General features: G+C 62.7%; 26 protein-coding genes. 16 read left to right on the top strand and 10 right to left on the bottom strand.

Annotation, left to right across the window (positions count from 1 at the left end; genetic code table 11):
• Positions 1 to 15: 15 nt before the first annotated feature.
• The 3 genes from cysK (at position 16) to CKW37_RS02665 (ending at position 3280) form a co-directional block, all read left to right on the top strand.
• Positions 16 to 990 (top strand): cysteine synthase A, encoded by a 975-nt coding sequence (cysK, locus tag CKW37_RS02675; protein WP_095153904.1) that lies wholly within the window; start codon positions 16 to 18, stop codon positions 988 to 990.
• 169 nt (positions 991 to 1159) lie between these two features.
• Complete coding sequence (locus CKW37_RS02670) at positions 1160 to 2095, top strand: aspartyl/asparaginyl beta-hydroxylase domain-containing protein (protein WP_095153903.1); 936 nt, start codon at positions 1160 to 1162, stop codon at positions 2093 to 2095.
• Positions 2096 to 2410: 315 nt separating this feature from the next.
• The gene (locus CKW37_RS02665; RefSeq protein ID WP_095153902.1) at positions 2411 to 3280 is read left to right on the top strand and encodes a DMT family transporter; all 870 of its coding nucleotides are present in this window, start codon (positions 2411 to 2413) and stop codon (positions 3278 to 3280) included.
• Here CKW37_RS02665 and CKW37_RS02660 read toward each other — a convergent pair.
• Entirely contained in the window at positions 3237 to 4145 is a 909-nt protein-coding gene (locus CKW37_RS02660) for a DMT family transporter (protein ID WP_095153901.1), read from the bottom strand. The two genes, CKW37_RS02665 and CKW37_RS02660, sit on opposite strands and share 44 nt — an antisense overlap.
• A 229-nt stretch (positions 4146 to 4374) precedes the next feature.
• Here CKW37_RS02660 and aceK point away from each other — a divergent pair, with 229 nt between their 5' ends.
• A complete protein-coding gene (aceK, locus tag CKW37_RS02655; protein ID WP_095153900.1) occupies positions 4375 to 6105 on the top strand; it encodes a bifunctional isocitrate dehydrogenase kinase/phosphatase in 1731 nt (576 codons plus the stop codon).
• Positions 6106 to 6114: 9 nt separating this feature from the next.
• On the opposite strand, the gene CKW37_RS02650 is transcribed toward aceK, so the two are convergent.
• Entirely contained in the window at positions 6115 to 6981 is an 867-nt protein-coding gene (locus CKW37_RS02650; RefSeq protein ID WP_095153899.1) for a DUF6279 family lipoprotein, read from the bottom strand.
• Positions 6982 to 7136: 155 nt separating this feature from the next.
• On the opposite strand from CKW37_RS02650, the gene CKW37_RS02645 reads away from it, so the two are divergent.
• Positions 7137 to 7973, top strand: coding sequence for a S1 RNA-binding domain-containing protein (locus CKW37_RS02645; protein WP_095153898.1), 837 nt, complete (start codon positions 7137 to 7139; stop codon positions 7971 to 7973).
• On the opposite strand, the gene CKW37_RS02640 is transcribed toward CKW37_RS02645, so the two are convergent.
• Positions 7974 to 8351 carry a hypothetical protein gene (locus CKW37_RS02640; protein WP_095153897.1) on the bottom strand — a complete coding sequence of 126 codons (378 nt, stop codon included), beginning with the start codon at positions 8349 to 8351 and terminating at the stop codon, positions 7974 to 7976. It lies immediately after the preceding gene.
• A 192-nt stretch (positions 8352 to 8543) separates the two neighbouring features.
• Between CKW37_RS02640 and CKW37_RS02635 the strand changes: the two genes are divergently transcribed.
• The 4 genes from CKW37_RS02635 (at position 8544) to def (ending at position 10914) form a co-directional block, all read left to right on the top strand.
• Positions 8544 to 8984 (top strand): hypothetical protein, encoded by a 441-nt coding sequence (locus CKW37_RS02635; RefSeq protein WP_371864259.1) that lies wholly within the window; start codon positions 8544 to 8546, stop codon positions 8982 to 8984.
• Between the two features lie 90 nt (positions 8985 to 9074).
• Positions 9075 to 9254, top strand: a complete 180-nt coding sequence (locus CKW37_RS02630) for a CsbD family protein (RefSeq protein WP_095153895.1) — start codon at positions 9075 to 9077, stop codon at positions 9252 to 9254.
• A 156-nt stretch (positions 9255 to 9410) separates the two neighbouring features.
• Positions 9411 to 10385: a YihY/virulence factor BrkB family protein gene (locus CKW37_RS02625; protein ID WP_095153894.1), complete on the top strand. Its 975-nt coding sequence runs from the start codon at positions 9411 to 9413 to the stop codon at positions 10383 to 10385.
• Positions 10375 to 10914: a peptide deformylase gene (def, locus tag CKW37_RS02620; protein WP_095153893.1), complete on the top strand. Its 540-nt coding sequence runs from the start codon at positions 10375 to 10377 to the stop codon at positions 10912 to 10914. The genes CKW37_RS02625 and def overlap by 11 nt, the downstream gene beginning before the upstream one ends.
• Here the strand turns inward: def and CKW37_RS02615 are convergent.
• Positions 10866 to 11327, bottom strand: a complete 462-nt coding sequence (locus tag CKW37_RS02615; RefSeq protein WP_256587675.1) for a GNAT family N-acetyltransferase — start codon at positions 11325 to 11327, stop codon at positions 10866 to 10868. The genes def and CKW37_RS02615 overlap by 49 nt on opposite strands.
• Positions 11328 to 11604: 277 nt before the next feature.
• On the opposite strand from CKW37_RS02615, the gene CKW37_RS02610 reads away from it, so the two are divergent.
• Positions 11605 to 11850, top strand: coding sequence for a DUF2790 domain-containing protein (locus CKW37_RS02610; RefSeq protein ID WP_095153891.1), 246 nt, complete (start codon positions 11605 to 11607; stop codon positions 11848 to 11850).
• A 102-nt stretch (positions 11851 to 11952) separates the two neighbouring features.
• Here the strand turns inward: CKW37_RS02610 and ada are convergent, their stop codons facing one another.
• The 3 genes from ada to CKW37_RS02595 form a co-directional block, all read right to left on the bottom strand.
• Complete coding sequence (ada, locus tag CKW37_RS02605) at positions 11953 to 13017, bottom strand: bifunctional DNA-binding transcriptional regulator/O6-methylguanine-DNA methyltransferase Ada (protein WP_095153890.1); 1065 nt, start codon at positions 13015 to 13017, stop codon at positions 11953 to 11955.
• An 81-nt stretch (positions 13018 to 13098) separates the two neighbouring features.
• Entirely contained in the window at positions 13099 to 13725 is a 627-nt protein-coding gene (locus CKW37_RS02600; RefSeq protein ID WP_095153889.1) for a DNA-3-methyladenine glycosylase, read from the bottom strand.
• Positions 13726 to 13777: 52 nt separating this feature from the next.
• Complete coding sequence (locus CKW37_RS02595; RefSeq protein WP_095153888.1) at positions 13778 to 15142, bottom strand: PLP-dependent aminotransferase family protein; 1365 nt, start codon at positions 15140 to 15142, stop codon at positions 13778 to 13780.
• Positions 15143 to 15231: 89 nt separating this feature from the next.
• Between CKW37_RS02595 and CKW37_RS02590 the strand changes: the two genes are divergently transcribed.
• The 4 genes from CKW37_RS02590 (at position 15232) to CKW37_RS02575 (ending at position 17560) form a co-directional block, all read left to right on the top strand.
• Positions 15232 to 16188, top strand: a complete 957-nt coding sequence (locus CKW37_RS02590) for a threonine dehydratase (RefSeq protein WP_095153887.1) — start codon at positions 15232 to 15234, stop codon at positions 16186 to 16188.
• A gap of 58 nt (positions 16189 to 16246) precedes the next feature.
• A complete protein-coding gene (locus tag CKW37_RS02585; RefSeq protein ID WP_095153886.1) occupies positions 16247 to 16504 on the top strand; it encodes a type II toxin-antitoxin system HicA family toxin in 258 nt (85 codons plus the stop codon).
• Entirely contained in the window at positions 16497 to 16829 is a 333-nt protein-coding gene (locus CKW37_RS02580) for a type II toxin-antitoxin system HicB family antitoxin (protein WP_095153885.1), read from the top strand. The genes CKW37_RS02585 and CKW37_RS02580 overlap by 8 nt, the downstream gene beginning before the upstream one ends.
• A gap of 86 nt (positions 16830 to 16915) precedes the next feature.
• The gene (locus CKW37_RS02575; RefSeq protein ID WP_095153884.1) at positions 16916 to 17560 is read left to right on the top strand and encodes a LysE family translocator; all 645 of its coding nucleotides are present in this window, start codon (positions 16916 to 16918) and stop codon (positions 17558 to 17560) included.
• On the opposite strand, the gene CKW37_RS02570 is transcribed toward CKW37_RS02575, so the two are convergent.
• Entirely contained in the window at positions 17538 to 18341 is an 804-nt protein-coding gene (locus CKW37_RS02570) for an AraC family transcriptional regulator (RefSeq protein WP_095153883.1), read from the bottom strand. The genes CKW37_RS02575 and CKW37_RS02570 overlap by 23 nt on opposite strands.
• 116 nt (positions 18342 to 18457) lie before the next feature.
• Here CKW37_RS02570 and CKW37_RS02565 point away from each other — a divergent pair, with 116 nt between their 5' ends.
• Positions 18458 to 18943, top strand: coding sequence for a GyrI-like domain-containing protein (locus CKW37_RS02565; protein WP_371864258.1), 486 nt, complete (start codon positions 18458 to 18460; stop codon positions 18941 to 18943).
• Between the two features lie 59 nt (positions 18944 to 19002).
• On the opposite strand, the gene CKW37_RS02560 is transcribed toward CKW37_RS02565, so the two are convergent.
• Both CKW37_RS02560 and CKW37_RS02555 read right to left on the bottom strand, forming a co-directional pair.
• On the bottom strand, positions 19003 to 19473 hold the full coding sequence (locus CKW37_RS02560; RefSeq protein ID WP_095153881.1) for a MaoC family dehydratase: 471 nt from the start codon (positions 19471 to 19473) through the stop codon (positions 19003 to 19005).
• A 40-nt stretch (positions 19474 to 19513) separates the two neighbouring features.
• The gene (locus CKW37_RS02555; protein WP_095153880.1) at positions 19514 to 20458 is read right to left on the bottom strand and encodes an alpha/beta hydrolase; all 945 of its coding nucleotides are present in this window, start codon (positions 20456 to 20458) and stop codon (positions 19514 to 19516) included.
• 212 nt (positions 20459 to 20670) lie between these two features.
• Between CKW37_RS02555 and fadD2 the strand changes: the two genes are divergently transcribed.
• A complete protein-coding gene (fadD2, locus tag CKW37_RS02550; protein WP_095153879.1) occupies positions 20671 to 22359 on the top strand; it encodes a long-chain-fatty-acid--CoA ligase FadD2 in 1689 nt (562 codons plus the stop codon).
• Positions 22360 to 22571: the final 212 nt, after the last annotated feature.

Raw genomic sequence — 22571 nt, 5'->3', positions numbered from 1 at the left:
AAAGGACCTCCTGCCATGAGCCGTATCTTCGCTGACAACGCCCATTCCATCGGCAATACGCCGTTGGTGCAGATCAACCGCATCGCCCCGCGCGGGGTCACCATCCTGGCCAAGATCGAAGGGCGCAACCCGGGTTATTCGGTCAAATGCCGGATCGGCGCGAACATGGTCTGGGACGCCGAAAGCAGCGGCAAACTCAAGCCGGGCATGACCATCGTCGAGCCGACCTCGGGCAACACCGGTATCGGCCTGGCCTTCGTTGCCGCCGCCCGTGGCTATAAGCTGGTGCTGACCATGCCGGCGTCGATGAGCATCGAGCGCCGCAAGGTGCTCAAGGCCCTGGGCGCCGAACTGGTGCTGACCGAGCCGGCGAAAGGCATGAAGGGCGCCATCGAGAAGGCCAACGAGATCGTTGCCAGCGACCCGTCGACCTACTTCATGCCGGCGCAGTTCGATAACCCGGCCAACCCGGCGATCCACGAGAAGACCACCGGCCCGGAAATCTGGAACGACACCGATGGCGCGGTTGACGTGCTGGTGGCGGGCGTCGGTACTGGCGGCACCATTACTGGCGTATCGCGCTACATCAAGAACACCCAGGGCAAGGCCATTCTCTCGGTGGCCGTGGAGCCGGTGGTCTCGCCGGTGATCACCCAGGCCCTGGCCGGCGAGGAAATCAAGCCGAGCCCGCACAAGATCCAGGGCATCGGCGCCGGTTTCGTGCCGAAGAACCTCGATCTATCGATGGTCGATCAGGTCGAGTTGGTCAGCGATGACGACGCCAAGGCCATGGCCCTGCGGCTGATGCAGGAAGAAGGGATTCTGTGCGGTATTTCCTGTGGCGCGGCAATGGTTGCTGCGGTGCGCCTGGCCGAGAAGCCGGAAATGCAGGGCAAGACCATCGTGGTGATCCTGCCGGACTCCGGTGAGCGCTATCTGTCCAGCATGCTGTTCAGTGATCTGTTCACGGATCAGGAAAACATGCAGTAAGCGATGGGCATACCGTTAAATCCTGATCTCCGGCAAATCCACGATCCCGCCGTTGTTACATAATCCTCAAAACTCTCTATCAGGCCCCGGTTGTTTTTACCGGGGCCTGTTCGGTTTATCATGGACGATTTCCGGCGCCGAGCCTGAACGAAAATTCCAGGAGTGATGCATGACTTTTTCCTTCGTCGCCAAGGCTGGCGTACTGCTGTTGTTCTTCGGCAGCGTCCTGTACGTGCACCTGCGCGGCAAGGCACGCCTTCCCGTGCTGCGCCAGTTCGTCAACCATTCGGCCTTGTTCGCGCCCTACAACTCGCTGATGTACCTGTTCTCCGGCGTACCGTCCAAGCCATACCTGGACCGCGAGCGCTTCCCCGAGCTGGATGTGCTGAAGAACAACTGGGAAACCATCCGCGAAGAGGCCATGCACCTGTTCGACGAGGGTTATATCCGTGCCGCCGAGAAGGACAACGACGCCGGTTTCGGCTCGTTCTTCAAGAAAGGCTGGAAGCGTTTTTACCTGAAGTGGTACGACAAGGCGCTGCCGTCGGCCGAGCTGCTGTGCCCGAAGACTGTCGAGCTGGTCAACAGCATCCCCAACGTCAAGGGCGCGATGTTCGCCCTGCTGCCCGGCGGCAGTCACCTGAACCCGCACCGCGACCCGTTCGCCGGTTCCCTGCGTTATCACCTGGGACTGTCCACGCCAAACTCCGATAACTGCCGGATCTACGTCGACGGCCAGCCCTACGCCTGGCGCGACGGTGAAGACGTGATGTTCGACGAAACCTACGTGCACTGGGTGAAGAACGAAACCGAAACCACCCGGGTGATCCTGTTCTGCGACGTCGAGCGTCCGCTGAGCAGCCCGTTCATGACCCGCGTCAACCGCAAGGTCAGCGCGTTCCTCGGCCGCGCCACCGCGCCGCAGAACACCGATGACGAGCGCGTCGGCGGGATCAACCAGGCCTATGCCTGGAGCAAGAAATTCAGCAATGTCATCAGCGCCCGGGTGAAGACCTTCAAGCGCGCCAATCCCAAGGCCTACCGCGTGATGCGGCCGGTGCTGGCGGTGGTTGTGGCTTATCTGCTGTATCGCTGGTTGTTCTGATTTCAATCGCTGGCAAGCGGCGCACCGCTTGCCAGCGAGAGTGTCTTGCTCCATTAAATGGCCACGGTTATAGTCCTCAGCACTTCATCTCATCCGAAGACCTCTTCATGTCCGCCACCCCACTCACCACCGTATTCGACACCGCGCCTCCCGCGGTCGTGGTTGTGCGTGCGCCGGCGGTCATCAGCCCTCCTTCACCTGTCAGCAGCGTCGTTGTGGTGGTAGTGGCCTGATCGGCCCATATCCCATCCCGATCTTCTGAGTGCGGCCCCTCCGGCCGTTCGGCTTACTTGCCCGAATACAGGTGGCAAATTCATGTCTGTTCTTTGCAAAGCATCCGTGGCCTCGGCGGCTACCACCAGCCTGTTCGTCCTGCTCTGGAGCAGTGGCGCGATCGTTTCCAAACTGGGACTGGCGCAGGCCACGCCCTTCGCTTTTCTGTTGCTGCGCTTTCTCATCGCCCTCGGCGGTCTGTTGTTGCTCGGGCCGCTGCTCAGGCTGCGCTGGCCCCGTGAACCCGCAGCCATCCGTCAGGCGCTGATCACCGGTGCGGTGCTACTCGGCGCCTATCAGATCTTCTACCTGCTGGCGCTGGACCTGAAGGTCACGCCCGGCGTCATGGCCACGGTCATGGGCGTGCAACCAATCCTCACCGTCGCGCTGATGGAACGGCAACGCTCGTTCAGTCGGGTGTTCGGTTTGTGCTTGGGCCTGGCCGGGCTGGTGCTGGTGGTCTGGCAGGGGCTCGGCCTGGGCGGAATCTCCCTGGCCGGCATGGGCTTCGCCTTGTTGGCGCTGGCGAGCATGACCTTCGGTTCGATCATGCAGAAGCGCATCACCCGCAACCCGCTCGGCACGCTGCCGTTGCAGTACCTCTCCGGGTTGTTGCTGTGCGGGTTGTTCGCACCGTTCCAGCCGCTGGCGGTGCAGCCGGGCGCGCAACTGTGGGGCTCGTTGCTGTGGATGGGGCTGGTGGTCTCGCTGCTGGCGACCCTGCTGCTGTACCGGCTGATTGCCCGCGGCAATCTGGTCAATGTCACCAGCCTGTTCTACCTGGTGCCGGCGGTCACCGCGGTGATGGATTACCTGATCTTCGGTAACCGTCTCGCCGCGCTGAGCCTGCTGGGCATGGGGCTGATCGTTATCGGCTTGTTGTTTGTCTTCCGCCAGCCGGCGCGGGCTTGAGCACCAGCCACAGGGCCAGGCCGATCAGCAGCCCGCCGTACAGGTGCGCCGTGGAGATCGGCTCGTCCAGCAGCCAGGCGCCCCAGAGCACGCCGAATGCCGGGATCAAGAAGGTCACGGTGGAGGATTTCACCGGACCGATTTCCGTGATCAGGCGGAAGTACAGGATGTAGGCGAAGGCGGTGCACAGCAGGCCCAGGCCCAGCAGTGACAGCCACACCGGCCATCCGCCCCAGCTCGCGGGTGGCTGGGTGGCGACGCTCCAGATGAACAGCGGCGTCAGCAGGAGGGTGGCGCCCATCATGCTGCCCAGCGCGGACAAACGGCTGTCGAGGCCGCCGCGCTGGTCCAGCCAGCGCCGGGCGAGAAAGCCCGACAGGCCGTAACAGGTGGTGGCACCGAGGCAGGCGAGGGCGCCCTGCATCAGCTTCAGGTCGAAGGCCACCGGCCCGGCACCGCTGAGAATCCCCACGCCGAGCAGACCGAGGAAGATCCCCAGCAGCTTGGGCAGCGTCATGGTTTCCTGGAAGAACAGCACGCCGATCAGCACGCCCATCAGCGGCGTGGTGGCGTTGAAGATCGCCGAGTAGCCGGCCGGCAGCACCTGCGCGGCCACCGCGTAGAGCGTCGCCGGAATCCCCGAGTTGATCATTCCGAGCATCAGGGCGACCTTGAACTTGCCCTGGAAATCCCAGCGCACCCGCATCAGCGCGAGGATCACCAGCAATCCGGCGCAGGCGATCGACACCCGGAAAAACGCCGTGGGCACGGTGCCCAGCACCGGGGCGATGATGCGCATGAACAGAAAGCTGGCGCCCCAGACGGCGGCGAGGATCAGCAGACGGGACAAAGCGATGGGGCTCACGGGACTCTCCGGGCAGAAACGGGGGAAGGAGTGTAAGGCATAAGCCGGGGCGATCTCGTCCGCTTTCTTGCGGGCTGAATCCGTTCATGCCGGTTAATGTCGTCCAGCGCGCAAAAACGCCCGTTCGCGATGCTGGCAGAGTGGTGCCTATTTGGCCGATCCGCCCCTGTGCAGCGGCCTGCGCCGCGGTTACTCTCAGGCTTTCGTCCTTTGTGCCAGAGGTCTAGATATGCCCCAGCAATGGCCGGCCGCCGATATCGCCCGGATGATCCTCGAAGGTTTCGACAACTACCGCGAGCACTTCCGCCAGATCACCGTCGGTGCCCGCGAACGTTTCGAAAAAGCCCTCTGGCAACAGATCCAGAGCGCTGCGGCGGCGCGGATCAATCTCTACGAGGAAAAGGTCGCCGAGGTCAGCGCCCGCCTGCACGAGGGCTTTGATGCCGAGGTGCTGCTGGATGTCTCGTTCTGGCCGCTGGTGAAGAGCGCCTATATCAACCTGATCGACCCGCGTCTCGACGATGAGCTGTCGGAGACCTGGTACAACTCGATCTTCTGCAGCCTGTTCAGCCACGACCTGATCAGCGACGGCTGCATGTTCATCCACACCACCCGGCCGTCGCTGCGCGCCCATGAACGTGCAGCGCAGACCCGCGTCTATCGCCCGGACGGGCAACTGGCCGGGCTGCTCGGGCAGATTTTCAACGACTACCGCTTCGATGTGCCCTACGCCGACCTGCCGGGCGACCTGGCCCGCCTGGAAGCGCAATTGCGCGACAACCTGCCGGACTGGATGTGCAAGGACCCGCAATTACAGATCGAGCTGTTCTCGCCGGTGCTCTACCGCAACAAAGGCGCGTACCTGGTGGGGCGGATCTTCACCCAGGACGAGCAATGGCCGCTGGTGATCCCGCTGCTGCACCGCGAAGGCCATGGCATCGAGATCGACGCGCTGATCACCGACGAAGCTGATGTGTCGATCATCTTCTCCTTCACCCGCTCCTATTTCATGGTGGATGTGCCGGTGCCGGCGGAGTTCGTCGGCTTCCTCAAGCGCATTCTGCCGGGCAAACATATTGCCGAGCTGTACACCTCGATCGGGTTCTACAAGCACGGCAAATCGGAGTTCTACCGGGCGCTGATCAACCACCTGGCCAGCACCGACGACCGCTTCATCATGGCGCCCGGCGTGCGCGGCATGGTGATGAGCGTGTTCACCCTGACGGGCTTCAACACCGTGTTCAAGATCATCAAGGACCGCTTCTCGCCGTCGAAAAGCGTCGACCGCGCCACGGTGATCGAAAAGTACCGCATGGTGAAGAGCGTCGACCGGGTAGGGCGTATGGCCGATACCCAGGAGTTCGCCGATTTTCGCTTCCCGGTGAGCAAGTTTGACCCGGATTGCCTGGCCGAACTGCTGGAAGTGGCACCCTCGACCGTGACCCTGGAAGGCGACACGGTGCTGGTGCGTCACTGCTGGACCGAGCGGCGCATGACCCCGCTGAACCTGTACCTGGAAAACGCCACCGATGCCCAGGTCCGCGAAGCGCTGGACGATTACGGTCTGGCGATCAAGCAACTGGCGGCGGCGAACATCTTTCCCGGCGACATGCTGCTGAAGAACTTCGGCGTCACCCGTCACGGCCGGGTGGTGTTCTACGACTATGACGAAATCACCCTGCTCACCGAGGCCAATTTCCGCCGCATCCCGGCGCCGCGTTTCCCCGAGGACGAGATGTCCAGCGAGCCCTGGTATTCCATTGGCCCGCACGACGTGTTCCCCGAGGAGTTCCCGCCGTTTCTCTTCGCCGATATGGGCCAGCGCCGTCTGTTCAGCCAGTTGCATGGCGAGCTGTACGATGCCGAGTACTGGAAAGGCCTGCAGGACGCGATCAGCGCCGGCAAGGTGATCGATGTCTTCCCGTACCGGCGTAAAGGCCGCGAAGAAATGATCGCCTGACGGACCGCTTCAGCTTTTCAGGCACTTCAGTTCACTGAAGTCGCGCCGCACCTGGGCCAGCCGGCTGTCCAGGTGCTGGCGCTGTTGAGCACTGCTCTGCGCCATCAGGTCCACCAGCAAGCTGCGCAATTGCTCTTCGGTGTTCTGGAAGGCGACGCGGTATTCCGGGGTCCAGAATTGTTCGCGGTTTTTCAGCAGATCACCCAGGCGCGGCTCGAAGTTGTCGCTCTGGCGCTGGTCCATCAGGTTGCTGAATTCGTTCTGCCAGTGAGCACGGTTGGCGATCCAGGCGCGGTTTTGCTCGCCCAGGCTCGCCGACCAGGCGGCGACCCGTTCTTGCTGCTGTGGACTGAGGCCGCCGAACCACGGCGACAGGCGTTTCTCCATTCGCTCGCCACGCTGCGCGATCTGCTTCGAGAGCGGTGTTTTCACGTATTTTGCCTGCCGCTCGCGAATATCCTCCGCGAAGCTCTGGCGCATTTCGCGGACCTGCTCGTCATCCATGCCCTTGAGCAACTGCGCCGCCGACGGGGTGATTTGCTCGGCGACCCGGGCCACGGCCTGACGGGCTTCCTGGGTGCGCTCCTGCAAACCCTGATCGGTGACCTGATCGTTGGCGACCATGCCGCGAATGCGGTCCATCCAGTCCAGATAGCCGGGCAGTTGGGTTTTGCAGTGCCAGGCCAATTGCTGCTTGAGGCGCTCGTTGAGCCAGCTTTTCTGCTGGCGGTTCATGTCCAGGTAATCGCTGAGGGACCAGGGCACCAGCACATCGAGGTTGCGGTAAGCGAGGTCCAGCCGGGTGCATGACAGCAGAAACAGGCTGGCGACGATCAAGGCAGCGGGGCGCAGGCAGCGCAGTAGACGAGCGGACATGGCGAGTCCCTTCGGTTGGCATCCTTACTGGGTATAGAACAGGTCTTCCCATACCGGTTCAACCTGATCTCCTTCAGCAATGAAAGCGCTGATCTGTCGGGCGATTCCCATGGTTCGGGTGTAGAATGCGCGGCTCGCAACGAGGATTTTCGGACATGGCTTTAGTTGGGCGTTACAACACCTTGCAGGTGGTCAAGCACACGGACTTCGGTCTGTACCTGGATGGCGGCGCGGATGGCGAGATTCTTCTGCCCAACCGCTATATCCCCAAGGACACGCCCAGTGAGGTCGAAGACTGGCTGAACGTCTTTGTCTACCTGGACAGCGAAGACAAGCTGATCGCCACCACCGAGAAGGCCAAGGTCCAGGTGGGCGAGTTCGCCAGCCTCAAGGTCATCGAAATCAACAGCATCGGCATCTTCCTCGACTGGGGCCTGCCCAAGGACCTGCTGATGCCGTACTCCGAAGAAAAGCGCCAGATGCGCGCCGGTGAGTACTGCGTGGTGCACGTCTACCTCGACCGCCGCACCCGCCGTATCACGGCCACCGCCAAGCTGGACCGCTACCTGGACCAGACGCCGGCCAACTACCGGGTCGGCCAGCAGGTTGACCTGCTGGTGGTGGAAGAGAGCCCGATGGGCTTCAAGGCCATCATCAACAACAAGCACTGGGGCCTGATTCACAAGAACGAAGTGTTCAAGTTCCTGCGTTCCGGCAAGCAGGAAAAGGGCTACATCAAGGAACTGCGCGCCGACGGCAAGATCGCCCTGAGCCTGCAGCCCATCGGCCAGGACGCCGCTCTTGGCCTGCACGAGCAGATCCTGGCGAAGCTCAAGGCTTCCGATGGCGTGCTGCCGCTCAACGACAAGAGCGATCCGCAAGTGATCAGCGACATGTTCGGGGTCAGCAAGGGCAACTTCAAAAAGGCCATCGGCGCCTTGTACAAGAGCGGTCAGATCGTTATCCACGACAACCGCATCGAGCTGGCCTGATCAGCGTTGGCGATAACCGGAGAAGTCCAGGTTGTCGCCACCGGGCCGCAAGTCACGCAACAGCGAGTCACGGTCGGCCGACAGCGCAAGGCTGATGGTCGCGCGGCGTTTGCCGGCGTTACGCACTTCCATCTTCTCCTGGTGCGTGCGCAGGTCGCGCACCGGCACTTTCAGGTGCTGCAGATTGTCAGTCTCGGGGGTGTGCAGGAGCAGGTTGACGAACTCACTGTTCTTGCGCAGCCAGGCCACCGGGACATCGAACCACCACAGGTTGCGCTTGCTGTCGAGCACCGCGAAGAGCGTGTTGTCGCTGTTCAGCATGGGTTTTTCCAGCGCCTGGTTGCGCCGGGCGATGGCGGTGGGTTTATCGAGTTTCATGCAGGTTTCCTACGGGTGACGCTTGAAAGGTCGGATATTGTGCTGGCAATGCTGTGAAACATAAAGCGACCGCTTTGGTTCTCAACGCCCTCTCTGAACTTTTTCCAGAAATGATGTCAATTTGATTGCGCAAAACCAGCGTCGACAATTGAAGTCGCCTTATTTAGTGCCAGGCTGGTCCCTGGTATCGCCATGGAAGAAAAAGAAATGCGGGTACTCATCGCTTTGCTGTTGATGTTCAGCGGGTATGCCAATGCCAGTTGTGGAACGATCAGCGACTCCGATCAACGGACGTACTGCTATGCCAAGACGGGGAGTGGCAGTTGCGGAACCATCAGCAACTCCGATCTGCGCACGCAATGCTATGCAGAGACCGGTAACGGCAGTTGCGGCACCATCAGCGACAGCGATCAGCGTACGTACTGCTATGCCAAGACGGGGAGCGGCAGTTGCGGCACCATCAGCAACTCCGATTTGCGCACGCAATGCTATGCCGAGACCGGTAACGGCAGTTGCGGCACGATCAGCGACAGCGATCAGCGTACGTACTGCTATGCCAAGACAGGGAGCGGGAGTTGCGGGACCATCAGCAACTCGGATCTACGCGCCATGTGCTATTCCGAGACCCAGTGAGTCTCCGGGCAAAAAATAAATGAAACTCTCGGCTTCGTCCGCCACTCAACCACCATGTCAATTCTGACGTTCCCTTCGAGGAGAAATCCCATGAGTGGCACCAAAGATAAAGTCAAAGGCGTGGCCAACGAAGCGGTCGGCAACATCAAGCAAGGCGTCGGCAAGGCTACCGACAATGATCGTCTGCGCGCTGAGGGCAAGGCCCAGGAACTCAAGGGCGAAGCCCAGCAAGCGGTCGGCAAGGTCAAGGATGCCGTGAAGAAGCCTTGATTGCTGTAGCTGTCGGAAAGCGGCCATCTTCGGGTGGCCGTTTTTTTGTCTGCAGGATTGAATCGCGACCATCTGCGTGGGGTCTATTAGACTGTTTTGTAACTTTTCCCAATTTCGACCCGGGAACCAGTGCTTCGGGCAGCGAAAGGAGACGCCATGATTCTTCCCCACTTGCGCGGGATTCCACTACACCGCGTGCTGGTGCGTACGGTCAGCGAGTTTCTCGATGATGAGATGTCCACCTACGCCTCGGCACTCGCCTACCAGATGCTGTTCTCGTTGTTCCCCTTCCTGCTGTTTCTCATTGCCCTGATCGGTTTCCTGCACCTGCCGGACTTCTTCTCCTGGCTGCGCCTGCAGTCGGAGCTGGTGCTGCCGCCGCAGGCGCTGGAACAGGTCAACCCGGTGATCGACCAGTTGCAGCAATCCAAGGGCGGCTTGCTTTCGGTGGGTATCGTCATCGCCCTGTGGACCGCCTCGGCCGGCGTGCGCCTGATGATGAGCGCGATGAACGCCGCCTACGACGTGACCGAAGGCCGTCCGGTGTGGAAGCGCATTCCGCTGTCGATTTTCTACACAGTCGGTATTGCCGGCATGCTGCTGGCGGCTGCGGCGCTGATGGTGCTGGGGCCTCAGGTCATGAGCTGGGTGGCGTCGCAAATCGGTATGGAAGAAATCATCGTCACGGTGTGGACGGTGCTGCGCTGGCCGGCCATCGTGATTCTGATGATGGTGGCGGTGGCGTTGATCTACTACGTGATGCCCGATGTGAAACAGGAATTCCGCTTCATCACCCCCGGCTCGGTGCTGGCGGTGGTGGTGTGGATCATCGCCTCGCTGGGCTTCGGTTACTACGTGAAGACCTTCGCCGACTACAACGCGATGTACGGCAGCATCGGCGCGATCATCGTGCTGTTGCTGTATTTCTACATTTCTGCGGCGGTGTTGCTGCTTGGTGCGGAAATGAATGCGGTGATCGAGCACATGTCCGACGAGGGCAAGGACCCGGGGGAAAAAGAACCCGGTGAAAACGCTGCCGAGCATGATAAAAAGCATGTTTCCGGGCTGGGGCGCGATCATTCCCTGGCTCCCGAGGCAGAACCTGTCAACCGAGCCCCCCATGATTCATGACATTCTCAAGATGGGCGATGAGCGCTTGCTGCGCATCGCCCCGCCGGTCCCGGAGCATATGTTCGGCAGCGCCGAACTGACGCAACTGATCGACGACATGTTCGAAACCATGCGCCATGTCGGCGGTGTCGGCCTGGCCGCGCCGCAGATCGGTGTCGACCTGCAACTGGTGATCTTCGGCTTCGAGCGCAGCGAGCGTTACCCGGATGCCGAACCGGTGCCGCAGACCATCCTGCTCAACCCGGTCATCACGCCGATGGGCAGCGAACTGGAAGAGGGCTGGGAAGGTTGTTTGTCGGTGCCGGGTCTGCGCGGCGTGGTCAGCCGCTACAAGGGCATCTACTACGAAGGCGTCGACCCCGATGGCCAGCCGATCCGCCGCACCGCCGAAGGCTTCCACGCCCGGGTGGTGCAACATGAGTGCGACCACCTGATCGGTCGCCTCTACCCCTCGCGCATCCACGACTTCAGCCGCTTCGGTTACACCGAGGTGCTGTTCCCCGGGCTGGATCCGGCCAGCGACGACTGATCCCGCGCCATCGCCAGCAATGGCTTGCTGCGTCGGTAGCGGGCCAGGCGTTCGGCGAGGACCGCGGGTAGCGTTTCATCGACGACGAAGCCGAGCCGTTCATAGAACGCCCGCAGATCCGGATGACAGAACAGCCAGATGAAGCCTTCGGCATCCTGGCTGGCTTCGTCGATCAGGCGCCGGGCGACCTGTTGCTTGCGCCAGTCCGGCGCGACCAACAGCCCCGTCAGCCACTGACCACCCGGCACCGCTGTCAGGTTCAGCGCGGCGATGATTTCACCCGCCCGGGCGACCCAAACCACGCTGTTCTCGTTGGCGCGCATTGGCGAAGCATGGCGTTTGTAGAATTTATTCAGCAGCGGCCGCTCGGAGGTACTAAGCAGGCTGCACGGGATCGGGCTCGGGTTTGGCACGGGGCGAGGGCTCTGGCACGGGCGTTTGCGCTGAGCGCAAAGCGTTGCCGGCAGGTAAGGATCGGCGATTATTGTTGCGAAAACGGTAACAGTGAATGTCAGGCTTCGCGATTCAACGAAGTTAGCAGATCAGTAAACTGAGCGCATCCCCAGTCAACAACTTCTACCGGGATCGGTACTTCGTGTTATGTCCACTTATTGATATAACAACTTCTCCGCGCCACCTCGGCACATGAAGTCAATCTGTTCGCTCGATTGCTTTAAAGGCCCAACTCTCATGAAAGCATTAATTGCAGCTGCACTGCTTGCCGTCTCTTCGTTCGCCCTTGCCGACACGGCCGTACAGCCCGCCGTTGAGCAATACAGCTACGGCACCAAGCTGGATATCGCCAAGGTCATCAGCCTGTCGAATGTTCCGAATGTCTGTGAAGTGGTACCGGCGACCATGGTCTACGAAGATCATCAGGGCCAGCGCCACACCGTCGAATACCGGGTCATGGGTGACGGTTGCAGCCAGGGTTGAAAGTTGCACTTGGTTGATTCAAAGCCCCCGTTTTAACGGGGGCTTTTTATTGTCTTGAGTTTGCACTTGTAGACGGTTTATTAGGGTGGCTTCGATAACCAATCAGGTTCTTTCCCGCTCCAGCAACTGCTGTTTGCGCGCCACGCCCCAGCGATAACCCGACAGGTTGCCGTCGCTGCGCACTACTCGATGGCAGGGCACCGCCACCGCGATGCTGTTGGCCGCGCAGGCCTTGGCCACGGCGCGAACCGCCTTGGGCGAGCCGATGCGTTCGGCGATCTCGGCATAGCTGGCAGTGCTGCCCACCGGAATATCCCGCAACGCCTGCCAGACCCGCTCCTGGAACGCTGTGCCGCGCAGGTCCAGCGGCAGGTCGAGACCGATCGCCGGCGCTTCGACGAAACCCACCACCCGCGCCACCAAACGTTCGAACGCGGCATCGGCGCCGATGAAATGGGCCTTGGGGAATTTGTCCTGCAGGTCCTGCAGCAGCGCCTGCGGGTCGTCGCCCAGCAGGATCGCGCAGATGCCCTTGGTGCTCTGTGCGACGAGTATTGCGCCCAGCGAGCACTGGGCGATGGCGAAGTGGATATCGGTCTTGGCGCCGCCATCGCGGTAGGTCGCCGGTGTCATGCCGAGGCGGGCATTGCTGGATTCGTAGAAGCGGCTGTTGGAATTGAAACCCGCTTCGTAGACCGCCTCGGTGATGGAGTCGGCACGCTGCAGGTGCTGGCGCAGCTTTTGCGCGCGGTGCGCCGTGGCGTAGGCCTTGGGCGTCAGGCCGGTGGCGCGCTTGAACACCCGGTGGAAATGGTACGGGCTCATGTTCACCTGCTCGGCCAACTGCTCCAGGCTCGGTTCGGTCTCGGCTTCTTCGATCAGCTTGCAGGCCCGGGCGACCTGGACTGCGTGTTGCCGCGCCAGATCGTTCTGGTCGGTGCCGCGGCGTCGGCTTGGTCGGTAGCCGGCGGCTTCGGCTTCGGCCGCAGTGGCGAAGAACTCGACGTTTTCGATGCGCGGCCGGCGCGCCGGGCTGGACGCGCGGCAATAGACGCCGGTGGTGCGCACGCCGTAGACGAACGACGGGTCGGCGGCCGGGTCGCGGGCGAGCAGGGCTTGCCAGCGTGGATCGGATTCGCTGACCGTGGGTTGGGTTTTAGGGCGCATGTTCTTTCTCCGAACGGCTGAAGCTGGAGCACAGTCTAGAAATCCCCAGGCCACGAAAAACTCCGTCGCTTGCTTTTGAATTCACTTCGCTGGCACCCGCCACAGATACCACGCCGCGACCGTGCGGTACGGGCTCCAGGCCGCGCCCAGTTCCTGTAGGTGCTTGCGCGTCGGTTGTGCCGCGAGCCCGTGCAGACGACGGTAGCCTTCGCGCACGCCGAAGTCATCGACCGGCAGGATGTCCATCTGTTCCAGGGTGTAGATCAGCAGCATTTCCACGGTCCAGCGGCCGACACCGGGCAGCCGGGTCAGGCGCTCGATCAGCACTTCATGTGCCAGTTGCCGGGCCTCGTCGTGATCCGGCACCAAACCGTCCAGCCGCGCCTGGGCGACGGCCTGCACGGTGTTGATCTTGCGCCCGGAAAATCCACAGGCGCGCAGTTGCTCCGGCGTGGTCGCCAGCAGTTGCGCGGGGGTGGGAAACGCGGAATCAGGATAGAGCGCGAGAAAGCGCGCGAGGATCGCCTCGGCGGCGCGCGCATGCAGTTGCTGGTAGGCGATGGCGCGGACCAGCGCCTGGTAAGGATCGCGGGTCGGCAGCGGGGTGTGCAGGCACGGGCCGATGGCCTCAATGTGCGCGGCCCACGCCGGGTCTTGCTGGCTGAGGTGGGCGGCGGCCTGGGTGTAGAAGGTTTCGAGTGAAGTCATGAGCGTCCGGTTCCGTAACGGCGGCTTGAGTGTAGGAGGGCCGGCGCGGCTGTCACTCCGGATCCTGCGCGGCGAATTCGTCCAGCACCTGCGCCACCCGTTCCAGCGCCTGCTTCAGTTCGGCCCGGCTGCGGGCGGCCGTGAGGCTGACGCGGATAGCCGGCACCTGGCCCTGCTTGACCGCGAACACCTGGGCGGGCACGACTTCGACGCCCTTGGCCCGGCAGGCTGCGGCCAGCACTTCGCCCGGACGCGGGCCGCTGACCCAGATGTGCGGCGACGGCGTGCTTTGATCGGCCAGCGCCGGGCCCAGCAGCCTGGCCGCGAGGCGCCAGCGTTGATTGACCTCTTCACGCTGCCAGGCGAGCTTGCGCGCGGCGGTGCCGTCCTCGATCCAGCGGCAGGCGATTTGCAGGACCAGCGGGGCGATGGGCCAATGGGTGGCCTGGGAATACGGGTCGATGCGCTCCAGCAACGCCGCGTCGCCGACGATCCAGCCCAGGCGCAGGCCGGCGCAGACGGTCTTGGACAGGCTGCTGACCAGCAACCCTCGCGGGCCCAACAGCGGCAGCAAGGGTGGCTGGTCGCCCAGGGCGCCGTAGACATCGTCCTCCACCAGCAACAGGTCCAGCCGTTCCACCACCGCTGCGATATCGCGACGACGTTGTTCGCCCATGCAGGCGCCGGTGGGATTGTGCAGCGCCGGCGTCAGCACCAGCACCCGGGCGCCGCTGGCCCGGGCGACGCGGTCGAGGTCGTCGGGGAGGATGCCTTCGTGGTCCATGGCGACGCCGTGCAGCGGCAAGCGCAATTGCCGGCAAGCAGCCTTGATCCCGGGAGCGGTCAGCGCTTCGACCATCACCGCTTCGCCGGGCTGGCAGAACGACAACAGCACACTGAACAGCCCCTGCTGAGCGCCACCGCACAGCAGCACCTGCGCGGCGGTCAGGTGCAGTCCGCGCTGCGACAACCAACTGGCGCCGTGCACGCGACCGAGCAGCAACTGTTCGGCGCCGAGGTAGTGTTCAAGGGTGTGGCTTGGGTTTTGCTGCAGCAACTCGCGCAGGGTCCGGTCGAAATCTTCGCTGTCGGTATCGACCACGGGCACGTTGGTCGACAGGTCGATCTGCGAGCTACCGTTGTCCCGCTGTTTGAGGCGGAACAGGGTGGCCTCCTTGCTGCCGGCCAGCACGTAGGTGCCGCGACCGACCTCGCCGGACACCAGATGCCGCGCCGCCGCCTCGCGATAGGCCTGTTGCGTGGTGCTCGGGTTCAGGCCCAGCGCCCAGGCCAGGCGCCGCTGCGGTGGCAGGCGGGCGCCGACCTGAAGCTCGCCGCTTTCGATGGCGCGGGCGATGGCGGCGACCAGGGCCAGGTAGCGGGGTTGTCCGTCGTCGGGAAGGCTGGGGATCCACATGTTTTATTGTCGGCCATGCAATATAAGGTTTTACCCATACAATGCGCGGCCACTAGGATCGGGTCAAATCCCCTGACCCGAGGTGTTCCATGTTCGATCTGCCTGCCTTGCGCGAAGCCGCCCGCCTGGTCCACGCCCAGGTGCCCGCCACCCCGCAGTACGCCTGGCCGCGGCTGGCCGAGCGGCTGGGTTGCGAGGTCTGGGTCAAGCATGAAAACCACACGCCCACCGGTGCCTTCAAGGTGCGTGGCGGCTTGCTTTACGTGCAGTCTCTGCATGGCCGCTCGCCAGCCGTGCGTGGCCTGGTCACCGCTACGCGCGGCAACCACGGCCAGAGCATGGCGCTGGCGGCGCGCAATGCCGGGTTGCCGATCATCATCGTGGTGCCCGAAGGCAACTCCCGGGAAAAAAACGCAGCCATGCGCGGCCTTGGCGCCGAGCTGGTGGAGCACGGCAGCGACTTCGACCAGGCCAGGGCCGAGGCCGCGCGGCTGGGACAAGTGCATGGCTACGAGAGCGTGCCGCCGTTTCACCCGCAACTGATTCGCGGCGTGGCCACCTATGCGTTGGAACTGTTCGAGGCGGTGGCGGACCTGGATGCGGTCTACGTTCCGATCGGCATGGGCTCTGGCATCTGCGGGTTGATCCGTACCCGTGATCTGCTCGGGCTGAAGACCGAGATCATCGGCGTGGTCTCCACCGAGGCCGATGCCTTTGCCCGCAGTGTCGAGCAGGGCCGCATCGTCACCACCGAAACCGCCGACACCTTTGCCGACGGTATGGCCTGCCGCATTCCGCAGCCGGAAGCCTTCGACATCATCCGCGAGGGCGCGGCGCGCATCGTCCGGGTCAGCGACGATGAAATCGCCCGCGCCATCCGCATCTACCACGAAGACACCCACAACACCGCCGAAGGCGCCGGCGCGGCCGGCCTTGCCGCATTGCACCAGGAACGCGAGCGGCAAAAGGGGCGCAAGGTGGCGGTGATTCTCAGCGGCGCGAATATTGATCGGGAGCAGTTTGCGCGGGTGTTGGCGGGTGACTGAAAAGTCTTGAATGGATCTCGGCGGAAAGAGTGCTATCTTGATTTGATAGCATCCGCGAATGAAAAATCGACATCGCAAAACCCTCGAAACCCTCTTTCGGTCACCCACCAGCAGTTCACTGGTGTTCGCCGACATTGAAGCTTTGATCGTCTTTCTAGGCGGCTCGGTGCATGAGCGTGAAGGGTCGAGGGTCAAGCTGGTGCTGGGGCAGGAGCAATGGCGCTGCCACCGGCCACATCCCGGCAAGGAGGCCAGGCGTTATCAGGTTGAGGAAGCCCGGGAGTTTCTCCTGCGGGCAGGAGTTGAACATGAGTAGCATGAGTTACAAGGGCTATGCGGCCCGAATCGACTATGACGCCCGCGACGACATCTTCGTCGGGCGTGTCCTGGGTGTGCGGGACATCATCAGCTTCCACGCCAGTTCCGTCAGTGCGCTGCACGAGGCGTTCCGGCTGGCGCTGGAGGATTACCTGAGCGATTGCGCGGAGCGCGGGGTCGCGCCGGAAAAACCGGCTTCCGGCAAAGTGATGCTGCGCATCCGCCCGGAAGTGCACGCCGCCGCAACCATCGCCGCGCAGAAGGCCGGCAAGAGCCTCAATCAGTGGGCCGATGAGGTGTTCGAGCAGGCCGCTCTGGTCTGATCCGCGCGCAATTTCTTCCAATACATCCCCCACCAGATCCGTTTTAATGCCGGCTGCCTTTTCCTGTAGCCGGTAGCGGATCGTTCATGCCTTTTTCCAACGGATTTCTTCTGAGCCTGTCGCTGTGCCTGGACATCGGCGTGGCCAATATCGCGATGATCACCCTGGCCATGCAGCGTGGCTTCTGGCAGGGCATGTGGTTGGGACTGGGGACGTGCGTCGGCGATCTGCTCTACGCCCTGGCGGCGCTGGCGGGGATGACCATGCTGTTGCAGTTCAGCGCCGTGCGCTGGGTGCTGTGGGTTGGCGGTTCGCTGCTGCTGGTGTGGTTCGCGGTGAAGATGTTGTTGGCCGCGATCCGCGGTGATGCGCATCTGGACACCGAGGCGAAGGTGGTGCGCGAGTCGCCCTGGCGGGAGTTCTTGCGCGGGATCTTTCTGGCCATGTCGTCGCCCAGCGCGATCCTCTGGTTCGCCGCGGTGGGCGGTGTGCTGATCTCTCGCTCCGGCGCCGGTGGGCCGGTGGAGGCGGGGGTGTTCCTGAGCGGCTTCTTCAGCGCCGGGGTGCTCTGGTGCGTGACACTGTGCGGGGTGGCCAGCCACGGTGGGCGGCTGCTCGGTGATCGTTTGTTGACCTGGTCTTACCTCGCTTCGGCAGCGATCTTCTGCTATTTCGCGGTCTATGTGATCGTTTCCGGCTACCGCGAATTCATCCTCGCGCCGACGCTCTGAACGCCTGCCAATAGCTGTTCGGCGTCACGCCCATGACCCGGCGGAAAGCGTTGATGAAGTGGCTCTGGTCGTAGAAGCCCAGGGCATCCGCCACCTCCGCGGGATGCAGGCCATCACGCAAGCGCCGCCGCGCTTCGCTCAGGCGCAATTGCATGTGGTACTGCAAGGGCGCCAGCCCCGTGGCCTTTTTGAAGCAGCGCACGAAGTGGTATTTGCTCAGCCCTGCAGCGGCGGCCACATCCTCCAGCGCGAGTTTGGCCTGCGGCGTGTCGCGCATGAGTTGCATGGCCAGGCGCAGTGAGCCCGCCTGTTCGATGGCTGGCGCCGTCGGTTGTTCGAGCAACTGGGCGAGCAGGGCCAGTAGCGCTTCTTCCTGATACGCCGGTTCGCCGGCGTCCGCTTTGGCGAAGTCGACAATGGCGCGGTACAGCGCCGTGTTGTGCAGCACACCCTGGGCGAAGCTCAAGCTGTCATCAAACTGTTGCAGATTGTTGTCCCTGGCGATGTGGCGCAGGGCGTCCGGGTCCAGGTGCAGGCTGATGTATTCGACACCGTCCTCGGCGAACTCCGAGGCCTGCACCGCCAGCGGGTTGTACAGCGTGACACTGCCGGGCGGCACTTCCAGGGTCTGGCCGTCCAGCCAGATGCGCTCGTTGCCGCGCAGGTTGGCGCCGAGCACATATTCGTCGTGGGTATGCCGCTCGAAGCAGGCCGAACTGGCCCTGACCCAGGACGACTCGACCAGGCCGAAGGCTTGGAGTGGCTGACTGATTAATGCCATTTGGCAGGTTTCCCCGAGTATGCAACGCGGCTACGCTAGCGGAGTGCCATTAGGCGCGGCAACCCATAATGCCGCCCGTCATGGATCTTTATGAATTGACCTTGTGAGGCATGGATATGTCGACCCAAATGGAAGCCGGGTTTGCTCCCGCACGATTCGAACATGGGCGGTCATTCACCATCGCCGGTTTTGGCGAGCGCTACACCCAACAGACCAACAAAAGCATTCCCGCGCTCTGGGAGCGCCTGGCACCGCAAATCGGCAAGATCCCAGGGCAGATCGGTGACGATACCTACGGCGTGTGCTGCAACTTCGACGGCCACGGCGGGTTCCTGTATATCGCCGGCGTGGAGGTGCGCAGCACCAGTGTCCTGCCGCCGTATTTCACCTGGCACACCCTGGCGCCGCAGCGTTATGCGGTGTTCGAACACCGTGGCAAGGTGAGCGGCCTGGGCCACACCTTCGAAAAAATCTGGAAACAGTGGTTGCCGGCTTCCGGTGAACGCGCCGCCGAGGCGCCGGAGTTCGAGCGTTATGGCGATGATTTCGATGCGGAGACTGCCAGCGGGCTGGTAGAAATCTGGATCCCGCTGGAGGGCTGACACGCGGCCAACCTGTCGTCCCAAGCGGCGCTGCAGCGAGCGCCGCTTGCGGGAGGGCGTCAGCCGAAGGTGATCGGCGGCGGGCTGACCAGATCGACGGTCTGCTGTTTGCGCGGGGCGAGGATCTCGGCTTCGCCGTCCACCACCAGCTCTTCGTTCTGGTTGAACACGCGGGTGGCGATGCGCACGCGGAATTTTGGCAGTTTTTCGAGGATTTCCAGGCGCACGGTCAGGGTGTCGCCGATCTTCACCGGCTTCTGGAAGCTCATTTGCTGGCCCAGGTAGATGGTGCCGGGGCCTGGCAGTTCACAGGCCACCGCCGCACTGATCAGCGCGCCGCTGAACATGCCGTGGGCAATGCGCTCCTTGAACATGCTCTTGGCCGCGAACTCGGCATCCAGGTGCACCGGGTTGTGGTCACCGGACATCGCGGCGAACAGTTGGATGTCACGTTCTTCGACGGTCTTGCTGAAGCTGGCGGTCTGGCCGACTTCGAGGGATTCGTAAGGCGTGTTGGTGACCTGGGTCATTCGTGGTGCTTCCTTCAGGGCGCGACGGGGGCGGGCAGTATTACTCGCTGCGGGCTGGCCGGCCAAGGGCCAGGGTCTGTTCCAGCCAGTCGATAAGCTGCGCGGTAACCTCGTCGCGGTTGGTTTCGTTGAGCAATTCATGCCGTGCCCGCGGATAGAGTCGCAGTTGCACGTGCTGGTTCCCGGACAGGCGCAGGGCGCCGGTCAGATCTTTCAGACGCTTGCCGGCACTCACCGGATCACATTCACCGCCCATGACCAGAATTGGCAGGTTCGGATCGATCTGCGCGAGGTTGGCGTGGCGGCTGATGTGTTCAAGGCCGGTGAGCAGGTCGATCCATAACCGGTTGCAGCAGCGGAAGCCGCACAGCGGGTCGGCGACGTAGCGGTCGACTTCGGCGGGGTCGCGGCTGAGCCAGTCGAAGGCCGTGCGGGTCGGCTTGAACGCCTTGTTGAACGAACCGAACGACAGCCATTCGATCAGCGCGCTGCGCCCTTGCGGGCCCTGACGCCAACTCTCCAGACGAGCGATCTGCCGCGCCGCACGGTAGAGCTCCGGAGGCTGGAAGTTCGAGCCGCTGAGCACCGCGCCTTGCAGGCTGCCGCTGTGGTGCAGCAGGTAGGCCTGGGCGATGTAGCTGCCCATGCTGTGACCGAACAGAAATACCGGCACCCCCGGGTATTGCTGGCCGATGTGCTGGTTGAGCAGGCCCAGGTCGTTGACCACGGCATTCCAGCCATTTTCACGGGCGAACAGGCCGAGGGTGCCGAGTTCGGCAGTGCGGCCGTGGCCGCGCTGGTCATGGGCGTACAGCGCGAAACCGGCACTGCTCAGGGCCTCGCCGAGGCGCTGGTAACGACCGGCGTGCTCAGCCATGCCGTGGGCCAGCAACACCACGGCGCGGACTGGTGTAGTCGGCAGCCATTGGTGGACATACAGGCTGCAGTGATTGCTGGCCGGCAGCCAGAAGGCGTCGTGGAACATGGCGGATTTCCCTGTGCGGATCGCGGGTGCAGCTACTGTATAGCCTATAGCCAGCGCCTGGATCGAGCCACGCGGGGCGCCGAGATTCACACAATCAATGACGGTCCTTGGCGTATTTGCCGCCTGTGGCGGAGCTGCTAACGTCGGCAGAATGCCGTTTTGCAAGCAGGCAACCGGCCCCGTCAAAGGCTCAGGAACGAGGACAATAATAAATGCACGCCGATTTCTGGAACGACAAGCGCCCCGAGGGCGTCCCTTCGCAGATCGACATGAGCACCTATAAATCGGTGATCGAAGTGTTCGAGCGCTCCTGCAAGAAGTTCGCCGACCGTCCGGCCTTCACCAACCTGGGCGTGACCCTTACCTATGCCGAGCTGGACCGTTATTCCGCGGCCTTCGCCGGCTGGCTGCAGCAGTACACCGACCTGAAGCCGGGCGATCGCATCGCGGTGCAGATGCCCAATGTCCTGCAATACCCCATCGCCGTGTTCGGCGCGTTGCGCGCCGGGCTGATCGTGGTCAACACCAACCCGCTGTATACCGCTCGCGAGATGCGCCACCAATTCAAGGACTCCGGCGCCCGCGCGCTGGTCTACCTGAACATGTTCGGCAAGCTGGTGCAGGAAGTGCTGCCCGATACCGGCATCGAGGTGCTGATCGAGGCGAAGATGGGCGACATGCTGCCTGCCGCCAAGGGCTGGCTGGTCAATACCGTGGTGGCCAAGGTGAAGAAGATGGTCCCCGCCTATCACTTGCCGCAGGCGTTGCCGTTCAAGCAGGTGCTGCGCCAGGGCAGGGGCCATTCGCTCAAGCCGGTGCAGTCGAACCACGAGGACATTGCGGTGCTGCAATACACCGGCGGCACCACCGGCGTGGCCAAGGGCGCGATGCTCAGCCACGGCAATCTGGTGGCGAACATGCTCCAGGTGCTGGCGTGTTTCTCGCAGATCGGGCCTGACGGGCAGAAGCTGCTCAAGGACGGCCAGGAGGTGATGATCGCGCCGCTGCCGCTGTACCACATCTATGCCTTCACCGCGAATTGCATGTGCATGATGGTCACCGGCAACCACAACGTACTGATCACCAACCCGCGCGACATTCCCGGCTTCGTCAAGGAACTGAAGAAGTGGCGCTTCTCGGCGCTGCTGGGGCTGAACACGCTATTCGTTGCGCTGATGGACAACCCCGGTTTCAAGGACCTGGATTTCTCCGCGCTCAAGGTCACCAACTCCGGCGGCACCGCGCTGGTCAAGGCCACTGCCGAGCGCTGGGAGCAGATCACGGGCTGTCGCATTGTCGAAGGCTACGGCCTGACCGAAACCTCGCCGGTGGCCAGCACCAACCCTTACGGGCAACTGGCGCGCCTCGGCACGGTGGGCATTCCGGTGCCGGGCACGGCGTTCAAGGTCACCGATGACGACGGCAACGAGTTGCCGCTGGGCGAGCGCGGCGAGCTGTGCATCAAGGGGCCACAGGTGATGAAGGGCTATTGGCAGCGTCCGGAGTCCACCGCCGAAGCGTTCGACGCCGAAGGCTGGTTCAAGACCGGCGATATCGCGGTGATCGATCCGGACGGCTTCACCCGTATCGTTGACCGCAAGAAGGACATGATCATCGTCTCGGGTTTCAACGTGTACCCGAACGAAATCGAAGACGTGATGATGGCGCACCCGAAGGTCGCCAGTTGCGCGGCCATCGGCGTGCCGGACGAGCGTTCCGGCGAGGCGGTGAAGTTGTTCGTGGTCGCGCGCGAGGGCGGCGTCAGCCTTGAAGAGCTCAAGGCCTACTGCAAAGCCAACTTCACCGGCTACAAAGTGCCCAAGCACATCGTGTTGCGCGACTCGCTGCCGATGACGCCGGTGGGCAAAATTCTTCGTCGCGAGTTGCGCGAACCGGCTTGAGCAGCTACAAGCTATAAGCTGAAAGCGGCAGGATAGAGCGGTTTGTCGCACTATCCTGCGGCTTGTTATTTATGGCTTTTACTCGCGCCTAGAATCTTTACTCTAAACATGACCAATGATTATTCATGAGTCATTTTAGTGACCAGTTGGGCCGCTTTAGCTCTAGGCGACCCCTGGTAAAGCTGCTACTCTCGGCGCGCTTCTGATCAATC

The organism is Pseudomonas sp. Irchel 3E13 (genome assembly GCF_900187455.1).
Classification (GTDB): Bacteria; Pseudomonadota; Gammaproteobacteria; order Pseudomonadales; family Pseudomonadaceae; genus Aquipseudomonas.
Note: the sequence above shows the minus strand (reverse complement) of the source record. Positions and strands in the feature narration are given on the sequence as shown.

Coding starts and splice junctions, on each gene's coding strand:
- cysK (WP_095153904.1), top strand. CDS start 16: ATGAGCCGTATCTTCGCTGACAACGCCCATTCCATCGGCAATACGCCG.
- CKW37_RS02670 (WP_095153903.1), top strand. CDS start 1,160: ATGACTTTTTCCTTCGTCGCCAAGGCTGGCGTACTGCTGTTGTTCTTC.
- CKW37_RS02665 (WP_095153902.1), top strand. CDS start 2,411: ATGTCTGTTCTTTGCAAAGCATCCGTGGCCTCGGCGGCTACCACCAGC.
- aceK (WP_095153900.1), top strand. CDS start 4,375: ATGCCCCAGCAATGGCCGGCCGCCGATATCGCCCGGATGATCCTCGAA.
- CKW37_RS02650 (WP_095153899.1), bottom strand. CDS start 6,981: ATGTCCGCTCGTCTACTGCGCTGCCTGCGCCCCGCTGCCTTGATCGTC.
- CKW37_RS02645 (WP_095153898.1), top strand. CDS start 7,137: ATGGCTTTAGTTGGGCGTTACAACACCTTGCAGGTGGTCAAGCACACG.
- CKW37_RS02640 (WP_095153897.1), bottom strand. CDS start 8,351: ATGAAACTCGATAAACCCACCGCCATCGCCCGGCGCAACCAGGCGCTG.
- CKW37_RS02635 (WP_371864259.1), top strand. CDS start 8,544: ATGGAAGAAAAAGAAATGCGGGTACTCATCGCTTTGCTGTTGATGTTC.
- CKW37_RS02630 (WP_095153895.1), top strand. CDS start 9,075: ATGAGTGGCACCAAAGATAAAGTCAAAGGCGTGGCCAACGAAGCGGTC.
- CKW37_RS02625 (WP_095153894.1), top strand. CDS start 9,411: ATGATTCTTCCCCACTTGCGCGGGATTCCACTACACCGCGTGCTGGTG.
- def (WP_095153893.1), top strand. CDS start 10,375: ATGATTCATGACATTCTCAAGATGGGCGATGAGCGCTTGCTGCGCATC.
- CKW37_RS02610 (WP_095153891.1), top strand. CDS start 11,605: ATGAAAGCATTAATTGCAGCTGCACTGCTTGCCGTCTCTTCGTTCGCC.
- ada (WP_095153890.1), bottom strand. CDS start 13,017: ATGCGCCCTAAAACCCAACCCACGGTCAGCGAATCCGATCCACGCTGG.
- CKW37_RS02600 (WP_095153889.1), bottom strand. CDS start 13,725: ATGACTTCACTCGAAACCTTCTACACCCAGGCCGCCGCCCACCTCAGC.
- CKW37_RS02595 (WP_095153888.1), bottom strand. CDS start 15,142: ATGTGGATCCCCAGCCTTCCCGACGACGGACAACCCCGCTACCTGGCC.
- CKW37_RS02590 (WP_095153887.1), top strand. CDS start 15,232: ATGTTCGATCTGCCTGCCTTGCGCGAAGCCGCCCGCCTGGTCCACGCC.
- CKW37_RS02585 (WP_095153886.1), top strand. CDS start 16,247: ATGAAAAATCGACATCGCAAAACCCTCGAAACCCTCTTTCGGTCACCC.
- CKW37_RS02580 (WP_095153885.1), top strand. CDS start 16,497: ATGAGTAGCATGAGTTACAAGGGCTATGCGGCCCGAATCGACTATGAC.
- CKW37_RS02575 (WP_095153884.1), top strand. CDS start 16,916: ATGCCTTTTTCCAACGGATTTCTTCTGAGCCTGTCGCTGTGCCTGGAC.
- CKW37_RS02570 (WP_095153883.1), bottom strand. CDS start 18,341: ATGGCATTAATCAGTCAGCCACTCCAAGCCTTCGGCCTGGTCGAGTCG.
- CKW37_RS02565 (WP_371864258.1), top strand. CDS start 18,458: ATGTCGACCCAAATGGAAGCCGGGTTTGCTCCCGCACGATTCGAACAT.
- CKW37_RS02560 (WP_095153881.1), bottom strand. CDS start 19,473: ATGACCCAGGTCACCAACACGCCTTACGAATCCCTCGAAGTCGGCCAG.
- CKW37_RS02555 (WP_095153880.1), bottom strand. CDS start 20,458: ATGTTCCACGACGCCTTCTGGCTGCCGGCCAGCAATCACTGCAGCCTG.
- fadD2 (WP_095153879.1), top strand. CDS start 20,671: ATGCACGCCGATTTCTGGAACGACAAGCGCCCCGAGGGCGTCCCTTCG.